The 18,636-nt window shown below is 72.2% G+C and carries 13 protein-coding genes; 10 read left to right on the top strand and 3 right to left on the bottom strand.

From position 1 onward, the window contains the following. Nucleotides 1-183 precede the first annotated feature (183 nt). From OHT01_RS14555 to nudC, 4 genes are all read left to right on the top strand, one after another. Nucleotides 184-3,747, top strand: coding sequence for an ATP-dependent helicase (locus OHT01_RS14555; RefSeq protein WP_328553573.1), 3,564 nt, complete (start codon nucleotides 184-186; stop codon nucleotides 3,745-3,747). A gap of 91 nt (nucleotides 3,748-3,838) precedes the next feature. Then, entirely contained in the window at nucleotides 3,839-7,483 is a 3,645-nt protein-coding gene (locus tag OHT01_RS14550; protein WP_328553572.1) for an ATP-dependent helicase, read from the top strand. A gap of 10 nt (nucleotides 7,484-7,493) precedes the next feature. Continuing rightward, entirely contained in the window at nucleotides 7,494-8,906 is a 1,413-nt protein-coding gene (locus OHT01_RS14545; RefSeq protein WP_328553571.1) for a dipeptidase, read from the top strand. Nucleotides 8,907-9,001: 95 nt separating this feature from the next. Further along, nucleotides 9,002-9,949, top strand: a complete 948-nt coding sequence (gene nudC, locus OHT01_RS14540; RefSeq protein ID WP_328553570.1) for an NAD(+) diphosphatase — start codon at nucleotides 9,002-9,004, stop codon at nucleotides 9,947-9,949. A 663-nt stretch (nucleotides 9,950-10,612) separates the two neighbouring features. Here the strand turns inward: nudC and OHT01_RS14535 are convergent. After that, nucleotides 10,613-10,870, bottom strand: a complete 258-nt coding sequence (locus OHT01_RS14535; protein WP_328553569.1) for a mycoredoxin — start codon at nucleotides 10,868-10,870, stop codon at nucleotides 10,613-10,615. 298 nt (nucleotides 10,871-11,168) lie between these two features. Between OHT01_RS14535 and OHT01_RS14530 the strand changes: the two genes are divergently transcribed. The 5 genes from OHT01_RS14530 to OHT01_RS14510 all read left to right on the top strand — a co-directional run bounded on the left by OHT01_RS14530 (nucleotide 11,169) and on the right by OHT01_RS14510 (nucleotide 15,084). Further along, the gene (locus OHT01_RS14530) at nucleotides 11,169-13,364 is read left to right on the top strand and encodes an ATP-dependent DNA helicase UvrD2 (RefSeq protein WP_328553568.1); all 2,196 of its coding nucleotides are present in this window, start codon (nucleotides 11,169-11,171) and stop codon (nucleotides 13,362-13,364) included. Between the two features lie 164 nt (nucleotides 13,365-13,528). After that, nucleotides 13,529-13,855, top strand: coding sequence for a hypothetical protein (locus OHT01_RS14525; protein ID WP_328553567.1), 327 nt, complete (start codon nucleotides 13,529-13,531; stop codon nucleotides 13,853-13,855). 176 nt (nucleotides 13,856-14,031) lie between these two features. Further along, nucleotides 14,032-14,400: a WhiB family transcriptional regulator gene (locus OHT01_RS14520; RefSeq protein WP_028802016.1), complete on the top strand. Its 369-nt coding sequence runs from the start codon at nucleotides 14,032-14,034 to the stop codon at nucleotides 14,398-14,400. Then, nucleotides 14,397-14,720 (top strand): hypothetical protein, encoded by a 324-nt coding sequence (locus OHT01_RS14515; protein WP_328553566.1) that lies wholly within the window; start codon nucleotides 14,397-14,399, stop codon nucleotides 14,718-14,720. The genes OHT01_RS14520 and OHT01_RS14515 overlap by 4 nt, the downstream gene beginning before the upstream one ends. 139 nt (nucleotides 14,721-14,859) lie before the next feature. Then, nucleotides 14,860-15,084: a hypothetical protein gene (locus OHT01_RS14510; protein WP_328553565.1), complete on the top strand. Its 225-nt coding sequence runs from the start codon at nucleotides 14,860-14,862 to the stop codon at nucleotides 15,082-15,084. 123 nt (nucleotides 15,085-15,207) lie between these two features. Here OHT01_RS14510 and OHT01_RS14505 read toward each other — a convergent pair whose 3' ends face one another. Beyond that, complete coding sequence (locus tag OHT01_RS14505; protein WP_328553564.1) at nucleotides 15,208-16,584, bottom strand: ABC1 kinase family protein; 1,377 nt, start codon at nucleotides 16,582-16,584, stop codon at nucleotides 15,208-15,210. Further along, on the bottom strand, nucleotides 16,577-17,767 hold the full coding sequence (locus tag OHT01_RS14500) for a TOMM precursor leader peptide-binding protein (protein ID WP_328553563.1): 1,191 nt from the start codon (nucleotides 17,765-17,767) through the stop codon (nucleotides 16,577-16,579). The genes OHT01_RS14505 and OHT01_RS14500 overlap by 8 nt, the downstream gene beginning before the upstream one ends. Nucleotides 17,768-17,983: 216 nt before the next feature. Between OHT01_RS14500 and OHT01_RS14495 the strand changes: the two genes are divergently transcribed. Beyond that, on the top strand, nucleotides 17,984-18,580 hold the full coding sequence (locus tag OHT01_RS14495; protein ID WP_328553562.1) for a M48 metallopeptidase family protein: 597 nt from the start codon (nucleotides 17,984-17,986) through the stop codon (nucleotides 18,578-18,580). Nucleotides 18,581-18,636 lie beyond the last annotated feature (56 nt).

Genomic DNA, 18,636 nt, shown 5'->3' with positions numbered 1-18,636 from the left:
CGTGACATGCCGTACGTTCGTGAGGCACGGGGCGCACGTGACGTGAGGGAAGAATCGGAAGCCCTCCTTCCGCGAGTCGCGCCGGCGTAGCGTCGTCGGCACGCGTCCCGCTCACCCCGCGGTCACCGCCCTCCACGCGCGGCAGCCCGCCCACCAGTACGACCACCAGGACCGGCGAACCACGTGAGCTCCACTTCTTCCACCAGGCGCCTGACGCACCCATCGGTGCGCCAGGGGGGCCGCGGTGCGTACCGGCTGGTGCGCACGTCGCCGGCCCGGGTGGATCCCCCTCGTCTTGACGCAGGACAGCGCGCGGTGGTTGACCACCGGAGCGGTCCCCTGCTCGTGCTCGCGGGTCCCGGCACGGGCAAGACGACCACGCTCGTCGAATCCGTGGCCGCCCGGATCGAACGGGGCGGCGACCCGGAACGCATCCTGGTGCTCACGTTCAGCCGCAAGGCGGCCGTCGAGCTGCGGGACCGTATGGCGCTGCGCATAGGGGCCGCCCGTGCGCCCCGGGCCACCACGTTCCACTCCTTCTGCTACGCACTGATCCGCGCCCACCAGGACAGTGACCTGTTCGTGGAGCCGCTGCGCCTGCTGTCCGGCCCCGAGCAGGACGTCGCCGTGCGCGAGCTGCTCGCGGGCCAGCCCGACCTGGAGCGGCTCGGCCTCGCCCATGTGCGCTGGCCCGACGAGCTGCGCGCCTGCCTGACCACCCGCGGCTTCGCCGACGAGGTCCGCGCGGTGCTCGCCCGCAGCCGGGAGCTCGGGCTCGGCCCCGACGCCCTGGAGGCCTTCGCCCGGCGCATCGGCCGCCCGGACTGGGGCGCGGCGGCCGCCTTCCTCGCCGAATACCTCGACGTGCTCGACATGCAGGGAGTCCTCGACTACGCGGAACTGGTGCACCGCGCGGTGCTCCTCGCCCGGCGGCCCGAGGTCGCCGGGCGGCTCGCCGCCCAGTACGACGCCGTCTACGTGGACGAGTACCAGGACACAGACCCCGCTCAGGTGCGGCTGCTGCGCGGCCTCTCCGGAGGCGGCCGCACCCTTGTCGCCTTCGGTGACCCCGACCAGTCGATCTACGCATTCCGCGGCGCCGACGTGAACGGCATCCTGGACTTCCCCGACACCTTCCCGCGCGTGGACGGCCGGCCGGCTCCGGTCGAGGTCCTCGGCACGTCCCGCCGCTCGGGTGCCAGGCTGCTCGAAGCCACCCGTCTGCTCACCCTGCGCATGCCGCTGACCCGTCTGCCGGCGCAGAAGGTCCGCGCCCACCGCGAGCTGTCCCCGGTACGGGGAGGGGGCCAGGTCGAGGTCTACACGTACCCGACGTCCGGCACGGAGCTCGACAACATCGCGGACATCCTGCGCCGTGCCCATCTGGAGGACGGTGTTCCGTGGGGGGAGATGGCCGTCCTGGTGCGCGCCGGTTCCCGGACGATCCCCACGATCCGGCGGGCGCTCACCTCGGCGGGCGTGCCCCTCGACATCGACGGCGACGATCTGCCCCTGCGGCACGAACCCGCGGTCGCGCCCCTGCTGACGGCGTTGCGGGCGGTGGCCCGGGCCGAGTCGGGTCCGGAGGGGGCGTCCGGCGAGGACGCCGCCGCGCGGACGGGCTCCGACCACCCCGCGGACGCCGGTGCGCGTGCCGACGCCGACGGGTCCGCCGAGGTCGGTGCGGGTGCCGCCTCCGACGGGTCCGCCGACGCCAATGGGGGTACCGGCTCCGATCGGCTTGTCGATGTCGATGTCGATGCCGATACGGATGCCGATACGGGTGCGGGTGCGGACGCCGGCGGGCGTGGTGACACCGACCCGGGCAGTGACACCGATCTCCCTCAGGACACCGCGGACGTCCGCGTCGCGTCCTGGCTCGACACCGAGACCGCCCTCACGCTCCTCGCCTCGCCGCTCGCGAGCATGGACGCCGCCGACCTGCGGCGCCTGGGGCGGGCGCTGCGGGAGGAGGAGCGCGCCGGGGGAAACCTCGTACCGCCGCCGTCCGACGTCCTGCTCGCCCGCGCGCTGGCCGAGCCGGAGCGGCTCGTCGCGCACGATCCGGCGTACGCCCGAGGGGCCCAGCGCCTCGGCGCGCTGCTGCGTACGGCGCGTGAGCGCCTCGCGGGCGGCGGGACGGCCGAGGAGGCCCTCTGGGACCTGTGGGACGGCACTCCGTGGCCGCAGCGCCTGGAGCGGTCCGCCCGGCGCGGCGGCGCGGCCGGACGCAACGCCGACCGGGACCTCGACGCCGTGTGCGCGCTGTTCGCGACCGCCGGCCGCGCCGAGGAGCGCACGGGAGGCCGGGGCGCCCTGAACTTCCTGGAGGAGATCGACGCCGAGGACATCGCGGCCGACACACTCACCCGAAGGGCCGTCCGCCCCGACGCCGTACGCCTGATGACCGCGCACCGTTCCAAGGGCCTGGAGTGGCGCCTCGTCGTCGTCGCGGGCGTCCAGGAGGGCCTGTGGCCGGATCTGCGCCGGCGCGGCTCCCTGCTGGAGGCCGACCGCATCGGGCGGGACGGACTCGCCGAACCCCTCACACCCGGGGCACTCCTGTCCGAGGAACGCCGGCTGTTCTACGTGGCCGCCACGCGCGCGCGTGAACGCCTCGTCGTGACCGCGGTCAAGGCGCCGGCCGACGACGGCGACCAGCCCTCCCGCTTCCTCACGGAACTCGGTGTCGAACCCAAGGACGTGACCGGCCGTCCGCGCCGCCCGCTGGCCGTCGCCCCGCTGGTCGCCGAGCTGCGCGCCACCACGGTCGACCCGCGTGTCTCGGAAGGCCTCAGGCAGGCCGCGGCCCGCCGCCTCGCCCGGCTCGCCGCGCTCGCCGACGAGGACGGCCGCCCACTGGTCCCCTCCGCGCACCCCTACCGCTGGTGGGGCATGTACGAGCCGACCGAGAGCAAGGTCCCGCTGCGCGACCGCGACCAGCCCGTCGTGCTCTCCGGCAGCGCTCTCGACCAACTCGCCAACACCTGCTCCCTGCAGTGGTTCCTGGGGCGGGAGGTGAAGGCCGACGCGCCCGCGACGGCAGCCCAGGGCTTCGGCAACGTGGTGCACGTCCTCGCCGACGAGGTCGCGTCCGGACGTACCCCCGCGGACCTGGACGTCCTCATGGAGCGCCTCGACTCGGTGTGGAACGCGCTCGCCTTCGACGCGCCCTGGAAGTCCGCCCAGGAGAAGGAACACGCGCGCGTGGCGCTCGAACGCTTCCTGAAGTGGCACGTCATGGACCGCACCGGCCGTACGCCGGTGGCCAGCGAGCACGACTTCGACGTGACCCTCGAAGCGGGCTCCTACGAAGTACGCATCCGCGGCTCCATGGACCGTGTCGAGGCCGACCGCGAGGGCCGCGCCTACGTGGTCGACTTCAAGACCGGCAAGCATGCGCCGACCGCCGCCGAGGTGACCCACCACCCTCAGCTCGCCGTCTACCAGCTCGCCGTCCGTGAAGGCGCGGTCGACGACGTCTTCGACGGTGTACGACCCGAGGCGGGCGGCGCCGAACTCGTCCAGCTCCGCCAGGGCGCCGCCAAGAAGAGCGGCGGCGAGACCCTTCCCAAGGTGCAGGCGCAGGAGCCGCTGGAGGGCGAGTGGGTCGGCGACCTCCTGGCGAACGCCGCCGGCAAGGTCCTCGACGAACGCTTCTCCCCGACGACCGGACAGCATTGCGCGCACTGCTCCTTCCAGGCGTCGTGCAGCGCCCGGCCGGAGGGACAGCAAGTGGTCGAGTGACGTACGGCACCACACGTGCTGACCTGCGGTTCTTTCGCCTCTGACGCCGATGTGGCCACCGTTGTCAGCGGGCGCCGCTAGCCTCTCCGACATGCCCGCCCGTATCACCGACCCCGAGCAGCTCAAGGAGCTCCTCGGGATCCCGTTCACCCCGGAGCAGACGGAGTGCATCACCGCGCCGCCTGCCCCTCAGGTGATCGTGGCCGGAGCCGGTTCGGGCAAGACCACGGTGATGGCGGCTCGCGTGGTGTGGCTGGTCGGCACCGGGCAGGTGGCTCCCGAGCAGGTCCTCGGACTGACGTTCACCAACAAGGCGGCGGGTGAACTCGCCGAACGCGTCCGCAAGGCACTCGTCAAGGCGGGCGTCACCGACCCGGACGTCATCGACCCCGACAACCCGCCGGGCGAGCCGGTCATCTCCACGTACCACGCCTTCGCGGGCCGCCTGCTCACCGACCACGGCCTGCGCATCGGGCTCGAACCGACGTCCCGGCTGCTCGCCGACGCCACCCGCTACCAGCTCGCCGCGCGCGTGCTCCGCGAGGCGCCGGGCCACTATCCGGCCCTGACCCGCTCCTTCCCGGACCTGGTCGGCGACCTCCTGACCCTCGACTCCGAGCTCTCCGAACACCTCGTACGGGCCGAGGACCTGCGTGCCTACGACGCCGAACTGCTGCGCACCCTGGAGAGCGCCGGACTCACCAACGCGGATCTGCGCAAGGTCCCCGAGGCCGCCGCCGCCCGGCGTGAACTCGCCGCGCTGGTGGGGCGCTACCGAGCGGCGAAGCGCGAGCGGGACCTGCTCGACTTCGGCGATCAGATCGCCCTCTCGGCCACCCTGGCCCGCACCCGTCCCGAAGTCGGCGAGATCCTGCGCGACGAGTTCCGGGTCGTCCTGCTGGACGAGTACCAGGACACCTCGGTCGCCCAGCGCGTCCTGCTCGCCGGACTGTTCGGCGGCGGCACGGGACACCCGGTGACCGCGGTCGGCGACCCCTGCCAGGCGATCTACGGCTGGCGCGGCGCCTCCGTGGCCAACCTCGACGACTTCCCCGAGCACTTCGCGCGCCCCGACGGGGGCCCCGCCACCCGCCAGTCGCTCAGCGAGAACCGCCGCAGCGGCGGCCGCCTCCTCGACCTCGCCAACGGCCTCGCGGAGCCGCTGCGCGCCATGCACGCGGGCGTGGAGGCCCTGCGGCCCGCCCCGGGAGCCGAGCGTGACGGCCTGGTGCGCTGCGCGCTGCTGCGCACCCACGCGGAGGAGATCGACTGGCTCGCCGACTCGATCGCCCATCTCGTACGCACCGGGAAGGAACCCGCCGAGATCGCGGTCCTGTGCCGCACCGCCACCGACTTCGCCGAGATCCAGGGCGCGCTCGTCGCCCGCGACATCCCCGTCGAGGTGGTGGGCCTCTCCGGTCTGCTGCACCTGCCCGAGGTGGCCGATCTCGTGGCCGTCTGCGAAGTCCTCCAGGACCCGGGGGCCAACGCCTCCCTCGTCCGGCTGCTCACCGGCCCGCGCTGGCGGATCGGCCCGCGCGATCTCGCCCTCCTCGGCCGTCGCGCCCGTCTGCTCGTGTCCCACGCACGCGTGGGGACCGACGACGATCCGGACCGCCAGCTCGCCGCGGCCGTCGAGGGGGTCGACCCGGCCGAGGTGATATCGCTCGCCGACGCCCTCGACACGTTCCTGGAGACGCCCATCGGGGCCGCGGGGGACGACGACGGGCTGCCCTTCTCCCCGGACGCCCGCGTGCGTTTCGCACGGCTCGCCGCCGAACTGCGCGACCTGCGCCGCTCGCTCGCCGACCCGCTGATGGACGTCCTGCACCGGGTCCTCGCCGTCACCGGCCTGGAGGTCGAGCTCTCCGCGTCCCCGCACGCCCTGGCCGCCCGCCGTCGCGAGACCCTGTCGAACTTCCTGGACATCGCCGCGTCCTTCGCCTCCGGGGACGGCGAGGCGAGCCTGCTGGCCTTCCTCGGCTTCCTGCGCACCGCCGCGCGGTACGAGAAGGGCCTGGACAACGCCTTGCCCGGCGGCGAGAACACCGTCAAGGTGCTCACCGCGCACAAGTCCAAGGGCCTGGAGTGGGACGTGGTCGTCGTCCCCGGTCTCGTCAACGGCACCTTTCCCAGTGGCCAGGGCCGCGAGAAATGGACCGCCCAGGGCAAGGTCCTGCCGCACGGGCTGCGCGGCGACGCCGACACCCTGCCGGACGTCGAGGCCTGGGACGCCAAGGGCATCAAGGCCTTCCACGAGGCCATGAAGGACCACCAGCACACCGAGGAACTGCGCCTCGGCTACGTCACGTTCACGCGCCCCCGTTCGCTCCTGCTCGGCTCGGGACACTGGTGGGGCCCCTCCCAGAAGCGGCCCCGCGGCCCCTCGGACTTCCTGCACGCCCTGTACGACCACTGCGCGGCCGGACACGGCGAGATCGAGGTCTGGGCGGACGAACCGGCGGAGGACGAAGAGAATCCCGCCCTGAGCGAGGCGTCCGCCGACCACGCCTGGCCGCTCCCGCTCGACGACGCGGCCCTCGCCCGGCGACGTGCCGCGGCGGAGACGGTGCTCGCCCACCTGGAGCGGGTCGCGGCCCACGACGGGACCCACCCGGGGTCCGACGGACTCCGTCCCGCGGCCGCCCACGACCCCGCGTCGTCCGACGACCCGGAGTGGCCGCCCCCGCCGGAGGACGACATCCCGCCCTACGACGAGGACGACTTCTCCGAAGGAGGGTTCTCCGAAGACGACCTTCCCGAGGACCACTTCCCGGAAGACCCCTTCCCGGACGGCGACCTCGCGAAGACCGCCCTGCCCGCGGGCGACGACTCCGACGCCGACTGGGACTCCTGGGCGACGGAACGACCGGGGGACCGCCCGGCCGACCACGGGAGCGGCCGCCCCACGGTGCCGCACCAGTCCCAGGGACCGGCCCCGGTACCCGCCGCCCGCCCGCACCCCCAGGAGACCGGGGGCGAGCGCCTCACGCCGGAGGAGGCCCGCACGCTCGCCTCCTGGGACCGTGACCTGGACGCGCTGACCGGGGAGCTCCTGCGCGCCCGCGCGACCGTGACCCACGTACCCCTGCCGGCCTCGCTCACCGCGTCCCAGCTGCTGCGGCTGGCCGCCGACCCGGACGGCTTCGCGCAGGAACTCGCGCGCCCCATGCCGCGCCCCCCGCAGCCCGCCGCGCGGCGGGGCACGCGCTTCCACGCCTGGGTGGAGTCCCGCTTCGAGGAACTGCGGCTGCCCATGCTCGGCCCCGAGGAGCTGCCCGGCGGCGAGGCGGAGATCGCCGACGAACGTGACCTGGAAGCCCTGAAGGACGCCTTCGAACGCACTCCCTACGCGCACCGCACCCCGTACCGCGTCGAGGTGCCCTTCCAGCTCGCGATCGCCGGCCGGGTCGTCCGCGGCCGCATCGACGCCGTCTACAGGACGGACGACGGCGACGGGACGGCGTACGAGATCGTCGACTGGAAGACCGGCCACGGTCGCACCGCCGACCCCCTCCAGCTCGCGCTGTACCGCCTCGGCTGGGCCGAGCGGCAGGGTGTGCCCCTGGAATCCGTCACGGCCGCGTTCCTGTACGTCCGCGACGGCGAGGTCGTACGGCCGGACCGCCTTCCGGACCGTGCCGCGCTGGAGCGGCTGCTCACCGAGGACCCGGCGGACCCTCAGGACGGGGCTCACGGAGAACCACCGGACGAACACGCCTCTGTGGGCGGATAGGCTCAGGAACATGAGCAAGCCCGTTGACAACGCCGTCAGCACCGTCCGTACGTACATCGAGACCCACCGCGCCGCCTTCCTCGACGACCTCGTGGAGTGGCTGCGCATCCCCTCGGTCTCGGCTCAGCCCGAGCACGCCGCGGACGTGGCACGCAGCGCCGACTGGCTCGCCGCCGAACTCCGGAAGACCGGCTTCCCGACCAGCGAGGTCTGGCCGACCGCGGGCGCCCCGGCCGTCTTCGCCGAATGGCGCTCCGAGGACCCCGACGCGCCCACGGTCCTCGTCTACGGGCACCACGACGTGCAGCCCGCCGCCCGCGAGGACGGCTGGGACACCGAGCCCTTCGAGCCGGTGATCCTCGGAAACCGCCTCCACGCGCGCGGAGCCGCCGACGACAAGGGCCAGGTGTTCTTCCACACACTCGGTGTCAGGGCCCACCTCGCCGCCACCGGGCGCACCACCCCGGCCGTCCACCTCAAGCTGTTGATCGAGGGCGAGGAGGAGTCCGGTTCCCCGCACTTCCGCGACCTCGTCGAGGAGCATGCCGAGCGGCTCGCCGCCGATGCCGTGATCGTCTCCGACACCGGCATGTGGTCCGAGGACACCCCCACGGTCTGCACGGGCATGCGGGGTCTCGCCGAGTGCGAGATCGAGCTGTACGGGCCCGAGCAGGACATCCACTCCGGATCGTTCGGCGGCGCCGTGCCCAATCCCGCCACGGCGGTCGCCCGGCTGGTGGCGGCCCTGCACGACGAGCACGCACGCGTGGCCGTACCCGGCTTCTACGAAGGCATCACAGAACTCACCGACCGCGAGCGCGAACTCTTCGCCGAGCTGCCCTTCGACGAGGAGCGGTGGCTGCGCACGGCCAGGTCGACGGCCACCCACGGAGAGGCAGGGCACACCACCCTGGAGCGCGTCTGGGCCCGCCCGACCGCCGAGGTCAACGGCATCGGCGGCGGCTACCAGGGCGCCGGCAGCAAGACGATCATCCCGTCCTCGGCCCTGGTGAAGCTCTCCTTCCGACTGGTCGCCGGGCAGGACCCGGACCACATCGAGAAGGTCGTACGCGCCTGGGCGGCCGAGCAGGTGCCCGACGGCATCCGGCACGAGATCACGTTCGGCGCGGCCACCCGCCCGTGTCTGACGCCACTGGACCACCCCGCCCTGCAGTCCGTCGTCCGCGCCATGGGCCGCGCCTTCGAGCAGCCGATCCGCTTCACTCGCGAGGGTGGCTCGGGACCGGCGGCCGACCTCCAGGACGTCCTCGGCGTCCCGGTGCTCTTCCTGGGCATCTCCGTTCCCTCCGACGGCTGGCACGCACCCAACGAGAAGGTCGAACTCGACCTCCTCATGAAGGGCGTCGAAACGGCCGCCCACCTGTGGGGCGACCTGGCCGAGAACTGGCGCGAGACACACTGAACAAGCCGATCCGCACTTTCAAGAGCGCACCGCACGCCCGTCCCGCTGAACCGTCCGCCGAAATAACCGTTCCACCGGGGGAGTTGGAAGCACCCGTGACCACCTGGACCGACCACAGCGCCGACCGTCCCATCTCGCTCACCGCCCCGACCGGCATCGACCGGGCCGCCCATCACCGGCTCGACGAGGCCTGGCTCGCGGCGGCCTGGAGCCACCCCACGACCCGTGTCTTCGTGGTCTCCGGCGGTCAGGTGCTCATCGACGAGATGGCCGACGGCACCACCGAACTGCTGATGACGCCCTCCTTCGAGGCCCCGCTCACCGAGGCGCACCGCTATTTCCTGGGCACGGACGACGACGGGGTGAGCTATTTCGCGCTCCAGAAGGACGCGCTTCCCGGCCGTATCGACCAGTCCGCCCGTCCCGCCGGGCTGCGCGAGGCGGGCCTCCTGCTGTCGCCGCGCGACGCCGGCCTGATGGTGCACGCGGTCGCGCTGGAGAACTGGCAGCGGCTGCACCGTTTCTGCTCCCGCTGCGGTGAGCGCACGGTCATCGCGGCCGCCGGTCACATCCGCCGCTGCCCCGCGTGCGGCGCCGAGCACTACCCGCGCACCGACCCGGCCGTGATCATGGCCGTCACGGACGACGAGGACCGCGTCCTGCTCGGCCGCCAGATGCACTGGCCCGAAGGCCGCTTCTCCACGCTCGCGGGCTTCGTCGAGCCCGGCGAGTCCATCGAGCAGTCCGTCCGCCGCGAGGTCTTCGAGGAGGTGGGCGTCACCGTCGGCGAGGTCGAGTACGTCGCCAGCCAGCCCTGGCCGTTCCCCTCCAGCCTCATGCTGGGCTTCAGGGCCCGCGCCACCTCGTCGGAGATCAACGTCGACGGCGAGGAGATCCACGAAGCGCGCTGGTTCTCCCGGGAAGACCTGCGGGCCGCCTTCGAGTCCGGGGAGGTGCTGCCTCCCTACGGAATCTCGATCGCGGCCCGCCTGATCGAACTCTGGTACGGCAAGCCCCTGCCGACGCGGGGGCACCTCACCTGACACCGGCCGGACGCCGCTCCTGTGCCTGAACCGTGAAAGCGGAAGGCCTCGTGAGCGGCGGACCGTCCGGGCGGACAACGGCGGGCACGATCCGCCTCGCCTGCCCCGGCTCAGCCGTGACCATCTCGACGATGTCCCGGCGGCTCCCCGGCAGCGGCTTCACGGATCGCCCCTGGCGCCAGTGCGATGCCAGGGGCGATCCGGCTTCCCCCGCCGCCTGCCCCGGTCCGGATCACTTCCGGGGGTCTTGACGCCTGCCGGAGGGACACGCCGCGCGCCCCGAGGCCGCACGGCAGCCCGAATTCCGCCGGCCTGCTGACGTCGGCCTGTGGGGTTGGCCCGGCACTCATTCCGTGCGCGGCGCCGTGGCCGTGCGGGCCCTGGCCGCCCAGCCCGCCGGAAGCAGCGCGCCCAGCGATCACGATCCCGGCCTGCCCCAGCAGCACCAGCTGCGGAGCCTCACGCACGAGCCGCATCCTGCCGAAGCCGGATCTCCGCGACCGCGTCCAGGCCGTCGCCCTCGCGTACGAGGCGGGGCTGATCTCCCTCGGGGGGCGTTGCCTGGACCGTCGCCGTCGTTCCTGCCCTCCGTGCGGCCGCGCCCGCACACAGCGTCGCCCCCTCCTGTGACCTGGACCGGAGGGGGCGTGGCGTGCGGGAGCGTCAGACCGCGAGAGCCTGCTTCACCTGGGCCAGGCTCGGGTTCGTCATGACGATGTTCTCGCCACCGCCGGAGGGAACCACCAGAACCGTCGGAACCGTCTGGTTCCCGCCGTTGGCCTTCTCGACGAACGCCGCGGACTGCGGGTCCTGCTCGATGTTGATCTCGTTGTACGCGATGCCCTCACGGTCCATCTGGCTCTTGAGCCGACGGCAGTAGCCGCACCACGTGGTGCTGTACATCGTCACAGTGCCCTGCATGTCTCATGCGCTCCTTCACGGCTGGGGATGGTCGTCGCTGCAAGGGGAACGCAGGCCACCCGGCCACCATTCCCGTGGGGGGTATCGAGGGGGCCCGCGTCGACGTGATGCTCGCCTCTCCTCCGCCGCGCCCCAGGTGGGACGGCCGCGACAAGGAAGAGGCGGACCGGGGGCACATGGCCGAGATACGACCACGGCCCACCCGGCGGACGTGACGCTCACCGCATTCGTACGACTGCGGGCGCCTCCCTGTGGACAACCTGCTCATCCGTCCCGCCAGACCTGGCAGCATGGCGGGGTGACAGCAGCAACGCACTCCACCCTCTTCCCGCAGGTTCCGGACACGGCCGACGCGGTGCTCGACGGGCTCGACCCCGAGCAGCGCGAGGTCGCCACCGCCCTGCACGGGCCGGTGTGCGTGCTGGCGGGCGCCGGTACGGGCAAGACCCGGGCGATCACGCACCGCATCGCCTACGGGGTGCGCGCGGGAATCCTCCAGCCCTCCAGCGTGCTCGCGGTCACCTTCACCAACCGCGCCGCGGGCGAGATGCGCGGCCGGCTGCGCCAGCTCGGCGCCGGAGGAGTCCAGGCCCGCACCTTCCACTCCGCCGCGCTGCGCCAGCTCCAGTACTTCTGGCCGAAAGCCGTCGGTGGCAGTCTGCCCCGGCTCGTGGACCGCAAGATCCAGCTCGTCGCGGACGCGGCCGCCGCCTGCCGCATCCGGCTCGACCGAGGAGAGCTGCGGGACGTCACCGGTGAGATCGAGTGGTGCAAGGTCACCCAGACCATCCCCGCCGACTACGCCGCCGCCGCTGCCCTCGCCGGCCGCGAAGCCCCCCGGGACCCGGCCGAGACCGCCAAGATCTACTCGGCGTACGAGGACCTCAAGCGCGACCGCTCGGTGATCGACTTCGAGGACGTCCTGCTGCTGACGGTCGCCATCCTTCAGGACCGGCACGACATCGCCGAACAGGTCCGCTCCCAGTACCAGCACTTCGTGGTCGACGAGTACCAGGACGTCAGCCCGCTCCAGCAGCGGCTTCTGGAGCTGTGGCTCGGGGAGCGGGACAGCCTCTGCGTGGTCGGCGACGCCAGCCAGACGATCTACTCGTTCACCGGTGCAACCCCCGACCACCTCCTCGACTTCCGCACTCGCCATCCCGGAGCCACCGTCGTCAAGCTCGTCCGCGACTACCGCTCCACCCCCCAGGTGGTCCGCCTCGCCAACGGCCTGCTCTCCCAGGCCCGCGGACGGGCCGCCGAGCACCGCCTCGAACTGATCTCCCAGCGGCCCCCGGGCGCCGAGCCCGTCTACGCCGAGTACACGGACGAGCCCGCAGAGGCCGAGGGTGCCGCCCGGCGCATCCGCGACCTCATCGCCTCGGGCGTCCCCGCCGGTGAGATCGCGATCCTGTTCCGTACGAACTCCCAGTCCGAGACCTACGAACAGGCCCTCGCCGACGCCGGAGTGTCCTACCAGCTCCGCGGTGCCGAGCGCTTCTTCGACCGCCCCGAGGTGCGCAAAGCGGGTTCGGCCCTGCGCGCCGCCGCCCGCTTCGGCGGCAACGACTCGCTGCTCGACGATGTCGTCGACCTGCCCTCGCAGGTCCGGGCGGTGCTCTCGGGCGAGGGCTGGACCAGCAAGCCCCCGGCCGGCTCCGGCGCCGTCCGGGAACGCTGGGAGTCGCTGGCCGCCCTGGTGAACCTCGCGCAGGACTTCGCGACCGCCAAGCCCGGCGCGACGCTCGGCGACCTGGTGGCCGAGCTCGACGAACGTGCGAGCGCCCAGCACGCCCCGACCGTCCAGGGCGTCACCCTCGCCTCCTTGCACTCCGCCAAGGGGCTGGAGTGGGACGTCGTCTTCCTGGTCGGTGTGGCCGAGGGCATGATGCCGATCACGTACGCAAAGACCGAGGAGCAGATAGAGGAGGAGCGCCGCCTCCTCTACGTCGGTGTCACCCGCGCCAGAGAGCACCTCTTCGTCTCCTGGGCGCTCGCCCGCTCACCCGGCGGCCGGGCGGGCCGACGCCCCAGCCGGTTCCTGGACGGGCTCCGTCCCGGTTCCACCGTCGCGGCGGGCCGCGGCGGTGGCGGAGCCTCGGGAGGCATCGAGCGCGGCGCCGGAACCCGCGGTGCCACGGCCGCCCGGCGCACGAGCCGGAGCCCGGCGCGCTGCCGGGTCTGCGGCCGCACCCTCACCGACGCCGGTGAGATGAAGCTGATGCGCTGCGACGGCTGCCCCTCCGACATGGACGAGGGTCTGTACGAGCGGCTGCGCGAGTGGCGCGCGGTGCAGGCGCAGCGCACCGGACAGCCCGCGTTCTGCGTCTTCACCGACAAGACGCTGATGGCGATCGCCGAGACCGCGCCGGACGACGAGGGCGAGCTCGCGCGGATCCCAGGGGTCGGCGTGCGCAAACTCAACCGCTTCGGAGCCGAAGTTCTGGCCATCTGCGCAGGTCGAGAGGTTGGGGGAGACGGCGAGGGCGACTGATTGAAACTCGTCGAGAAAATAGTTTGCGCATGCCCCAGCAATCCCCATAGGTTCTTAACCACGGCAGCAGCGGCCTTCTCCAAGGCCCTGGTTCCGTGCTGTACTTAATAACCGTCGGACCGGTTCGCACCGGTCCCCCAAGACGCCGAGAGGAGGCGATTCCAGTGATCAGCATCAACACCAGCTTCATCAACACCGTGAAAATGACCGATCGCTCGGTCGTCGCCTCCACACGCATGCTCGGCGTCTCGAACCTGGGCACCGGTCTGTCCGGCATTCCCGCCGTCCGGCCGGCGTCCTCCGTGTCTCTCGCGGGTCTTCCCGTCAGTGAGCGCAATGAGCGACCGACCCAGGCACTGGAAGCGGCAGTAGTGGCAGAGGCACATGCCTATGCCTTTGCGGCAACCGGTGCCGGATCCCTGAAGCAGACGCAGCAGCACCACACGATGTGGGCCTTCCGTGGGCCTGAACCCTGGAGTGATCCAGCCTGATTCACGATCAGGCCGGCGCCTTCAGGGCCGCGGAACCCCACCCGGGATCCGCGGCCCTTCTGTTTGTCCCCGACCGGGGACGACAGAGCGAAGGGGCCTCGGGACAAGAAAAGAACCCGGTACCAGCCGCCAACCGGCCGACCCCGGCCGGCACGACCAGACGAGGAAGACGAACCGTGCAACTCGAAGCGCACGCCCCGTCCGTACCGCCTTCCGAAACGATCCCCCCGCCCGGCCTCACGGAGGACTCCACCTTGATCCCGCTCACTGCGCTCACCGCGCTCGACGACGCCATCGAGAACCTCGGCGTACCCGTCCCCTGCCGTTCCTACGACCCGGAGGTCTTCTTCGCCGAGTCGCCGGCCGACGTCGAGTACGCCAAGTCTCTCTGCCGTACCTGCCCGCTGATGGAGGCCTGCCTCGCCGGCGCCAAGGAGCGGCGTGAGCCCTGGGGCGTCTGGGGTGGCGAGCTCTTCGTCCAGGGTGTTGTCGTGGCCCGCAAGCGGCCGCGTGGCCGCCCGCGCAAGAACCCGGTTGCGGCATGAACATCCGAGGAACGATCGACCGCCCCCTGACGCACGACCCCAAGAAACAGGCCCCGATGAAGCCGTCCCCGAGCGAGCCCGCAGGCTCCGCGACCCCAGACTTCACCACCACCGGCGCGAACGCCTCGCGTCAGAACAGGACCCGAGAGATGCAACTCATCCCAGAAGCCTTGGCTCGTGCGCATATGCACGAGCGACTGCACCAGGCCGAGCGGGAACGCCGGGCCGTGCGCCTGGCGGCCGCTCGCCGCATGCAGCGCCGGGCCGAGCGCGCTTCCATGCGAGCCCGGCGCGCGCTGGCCATGGCGGTCATGCAGTAATCGACGCGTGTCGTCGTAGCAGCCGTTGCAGTCGCAGCAGTCCCAGGCATTGAATTCGGCGGGGGTCGGTCCGAACGGACCGGCCCCCGCGGTGCGTTGTGCCGCGCGAACCGCCGATCACGGCGATATCGTCGCCCGGGTGACGAGTCTTCCCGAAGACAGTGACAGCACCGGCTCCCCATCGCGGTCCGACGCGGGCGAAGCGCCGAAGATCGTATGCGCCCGCTGCGGTACAGCGGCCGACGGTCCCCGGCCCATGTGGACCTGTTCCGTCGAGGACGGCACCCGCCACTACTTCTGCGACGACTGCGCCCGCGTCAACCTCAGCGCGATCGAGGGCCGTCTCGATTCGGCCTGGTGGTAGACCCGCTCGACCGCGCCCGACCCGCACCCCCTGGGACAACGCCCGAGACACAACTCCGCTGGACAACGGCCGATCCGCAACGGGCCCGACGGCTGCGAGCCCGGGGGCCGCCCCGGCGTCGGCTCACGCCTCGGCGGCCGACACCGCTTCTCCCAACTCCTCGTCCTCCAGCTCCTCCTCCCGGACGAACCCCGGCAGCCACTCCTCCAGTTCGTCGCGCAGACGGACCGTCGCGCCGAGCTGGCACAGCACCCCTATGGTGCTGAGGGTCACACGGTGTATGAGGAGGTACGCGGGCGGCAGATTCAGCTGCCGGCCCAACTGGTGGGCGGGGGAGCGCGGGTCGGCGATGCGGGCGGCCTGGCTGCGCATCCAGCCTCGGGTGAAGGTGAACTCGTCCGCTTCGGCCGGTTCGATGATCGGCAGCAGATAGTCCAGCACCGCGTCGGGTTCGAGGTCTATCGACTCCTTGACGAAGCCTTCCTCGCAGAGCAGTTCGTAGACCGACTCGGCGTCACCGTCGAGGGTCATGCGCAGGGAATCGCCGATCGGCTGAGGCAGGCCGCCGGGAAGCCGGTCCACCGTGCCGAAGTCCAGGACTCCCAGGCGCCAGCCGCTCTTCTCATCCGGCAGAAGACGGAAATTGCCCGGGTGCGGGTCGGCGTGCAGCAGGCCCGTCCGGGCGGGGCCCGAGAAGAGGAAGCGGGCCAGCAACTGGCCGGCACGGTCCCGCTGCTCCTGCGTGCCGCCGGTGATGACCTCCGACAGAGGCACCCCGTCGATCCACTCGGTCACCAGGACCTGCTCGCACTGATGGACCACCGCGGGCACCAGGACGTCCGGGTCGCCCGCGAACTCCTCGGCGTGCGCTGCCTGGGCCTGCGCCTCCAGACCGTAGTCGAGCTCCTCGGCGACCCGGTCGCGCAGCTCCGTGATCAGCGGCTTGATGTCCATGCCGGGGATCAGGGGGCCCAGGAGCCGTGCGAATCGGCCGAGTTGGGTCAGGTCGGACAGCAGGGCCTCACCCGCGCCCGGATACTGCACCTTGACGGCGACTTCACGGCCGTCGTGCCACACCGCCCGGTGCACCTGGCCGATCGAGGCCGCCGCGGACGGCTTGTCCTCGAACTCCACGAACAGCTCCGACCAGTCCGCGCCGAGCCGCTCCTCCAGCACGGAGTGGACCGTGCGCGTCGGCATGGGAGGTGCCGCCTCCTGGAGCTTCGTCAGCGCCGCCCGATACGGACCCGCGACCTCCTCCGGCAGCGCCGACTCGAATACGGACAGTGCCTGTCCGAACTTCATCGCACCGCCTTTCAGCTCGCCCAGGACCCGGAAGAGCTGCTCGGCCGTGCGCTGCTGGAGCTCGCGGCCCACGATCTCCGCCGACTTCCCGCCGATCCGCTTCCCGAGTCCCCAGGTCGCCCGCCCGGCGAAGCCGAGCGGCAGCGCGGCCAGTTTGGCAGTACGGGTGACTGCCTTCCGGGGAAGATCAGACATGCGCCCTCCAGGTCCCAGCAAGCCGTGCCGCGTGCGGCTGTTGCCCTGCCATTGTCTCGTGCCCTTCGCCGTCCACGGGGGTCCGCTCACCTTTTGTTTTCTCCGCGGTGCCGCAGGGGCAGGCGGGATGGGCCCAGACCGGCGTCGCATGCCAGTCGGCTCCGGGGAGCGACGCCTCCCAGCGGGCGCCCGCGGTGGCGGGAAGATCCCCGTCCAGGAAGGCGAGCGCGTGGCTCGCGGCGAGTCCCGCGACCGCCGCGGCCAGGGCCAGATCGCATGCGGTCACTCGGCACTGCCGCCCGGAGCGCCACTGTGCCACGAGCCGCGGCCAGGTCGGATCCCGGTCGGTGCGCCGCAGGTCCAGACAGTTCGCGCAGCCGGTGTCGCCCGGCAGGACCAAGGGGCCCACGATTCCGGTCGCCTCGACCACCCCCGCGTAGAGGTGGGGTGTCCCTGAAGCGATCAGGCTCTCGGCCGCGGCGGGGTCCGGCGCGTGGACGGCGAGACCGTCGCGGGGAGCGAGGATCACCAGCGACAGTCCGTGGGTCCCTTCTCCCTCCTTCCCTTCGGCGGAGGGGCGGGGCGGACGGTCCGGGGCGGCTCGGCGCACCGCCCGGCGGGCGGCGTCCTCACGGCGCTCGCCGATGGACTCGACGGGAAGTCCGCCGGGCGCCACGTCCCACGGTTCGACGCGGCCGAGGTCACGTACCTCGACCTCGCCCACGCCGGCGCCCGCGAGCAGCGCGGCCAGGACGACCCCCACCCGGCCGGCGCCCCGCACCCGCACACGCAGGCAGCGGCGGGCGGCCAGCCGCTCGACGGCCCCGCCCGGTCCGGGCGCGACGAGTGAGAGGGAGGCGAGGTCGGATCGCAGCCGGTCCATGACCTCCTTCTTCTCTCGTAACGCGGCCGCGGCCGGGCCGCCTCCGGTCGTGTCGTCCAGCAGACCCGACCGGGCCAGCCGGTCCACCAGTCCGTCGACATGCCCGTCGGGCAGCCCCATCTCACGGCCCTGTTCGCGCAACAGCGGCATTCCGCGGGTCCCGTCGAGCAGTTCGAGGAAGCTGCCCGTCGCCGTGTCCATCGGGCCCAGGACCATCGCGTGCGCCGGTGCCATTCCGAACTGCACGGTGTTGAGATCCCGCCAGCCGCGCCGCAGAGCGGGCTTCACGATCGGATGCATGACCTACCCCCGTAGACCGTAGTTCGTCCCTGAATGTCCGCGGCGCACTTGCGCAGCGCGGACCGAATGCCAGCATGCCCGCGCCCGCCGAACCCCGCCGAAAGTTGTCCACAGGCGGCACCGTTCGTCGCACAAATAAAACGCGCAGGGTGCGGATCGGCATCGAACCGTCCCGGGGGCGGGACTTCCCCCATGTGCAGCGGGTAACGTCGGGGCGTGCCCGCCGACCCACTGCACAGCGCCCCAACATCACAGCGCAGCACGACGAGCCCGCCGCCGAGCGGTTCGGGGGCGAGCGCGATCGAGGTCCGCAGGAGTGCCCGACGGCGCAGAACCGTCTCCGCGTACCGCGAGGGCGATCGCACCGTCGTGCTCATCCCCGCCCGTATGTCCGAGGCGGAGGAGCAGCGCTGGGTGACCGTCATGCTCGACAAACTGGCCGCGCAGGAAAGCAAACGGGTCCTCGGCGACACCGAGCTGGCCGAACGCGCCGAGCGGTTGTCGGCCCACTACTTCGACGGCCGCGCCCGGCCGTCCTCGGTGCGCTGGGTCACCAACCAGAACACCCGCTGGGGCTCCTGCACCCCGGCCGAGGGCAGCATCCGGCTGTCCCACCGGCTGCAGGGCATGCCCGAGTACGTCGTCGACTACGTCCTGCTCCACGAGCTCGCCCATCTGCTCGTACCCGGCCACGGACCGGGCTTCTGGCGGCTCCTGGAGTCCTATCCGCGTACCGAGCGCGCTCGCGGCTATCTCGAAGGCGTCGTCGCCGCCGACCGGCTGCCCCACCTCCCGGTGGCACGCGACGAGTAGAGGCGGACGGACCCCGCCACGAGGGTGATTGTGTACCGGGTCTGTACCGGCTTCGT

This window comes from Streptomyces sp. NBC_00358 (assembly GCF_036099295.1).
Taxonomy (GTDB): Bacteria; Actinomycetota; Actinomycetes; order Streptomycetales; family Streptomycetaceae; genus Streptomyces.
Note: the sequence above shows the minus strand (reverse complement) of the source record. Positions and strands in the feature narration are given on the sequence as shown.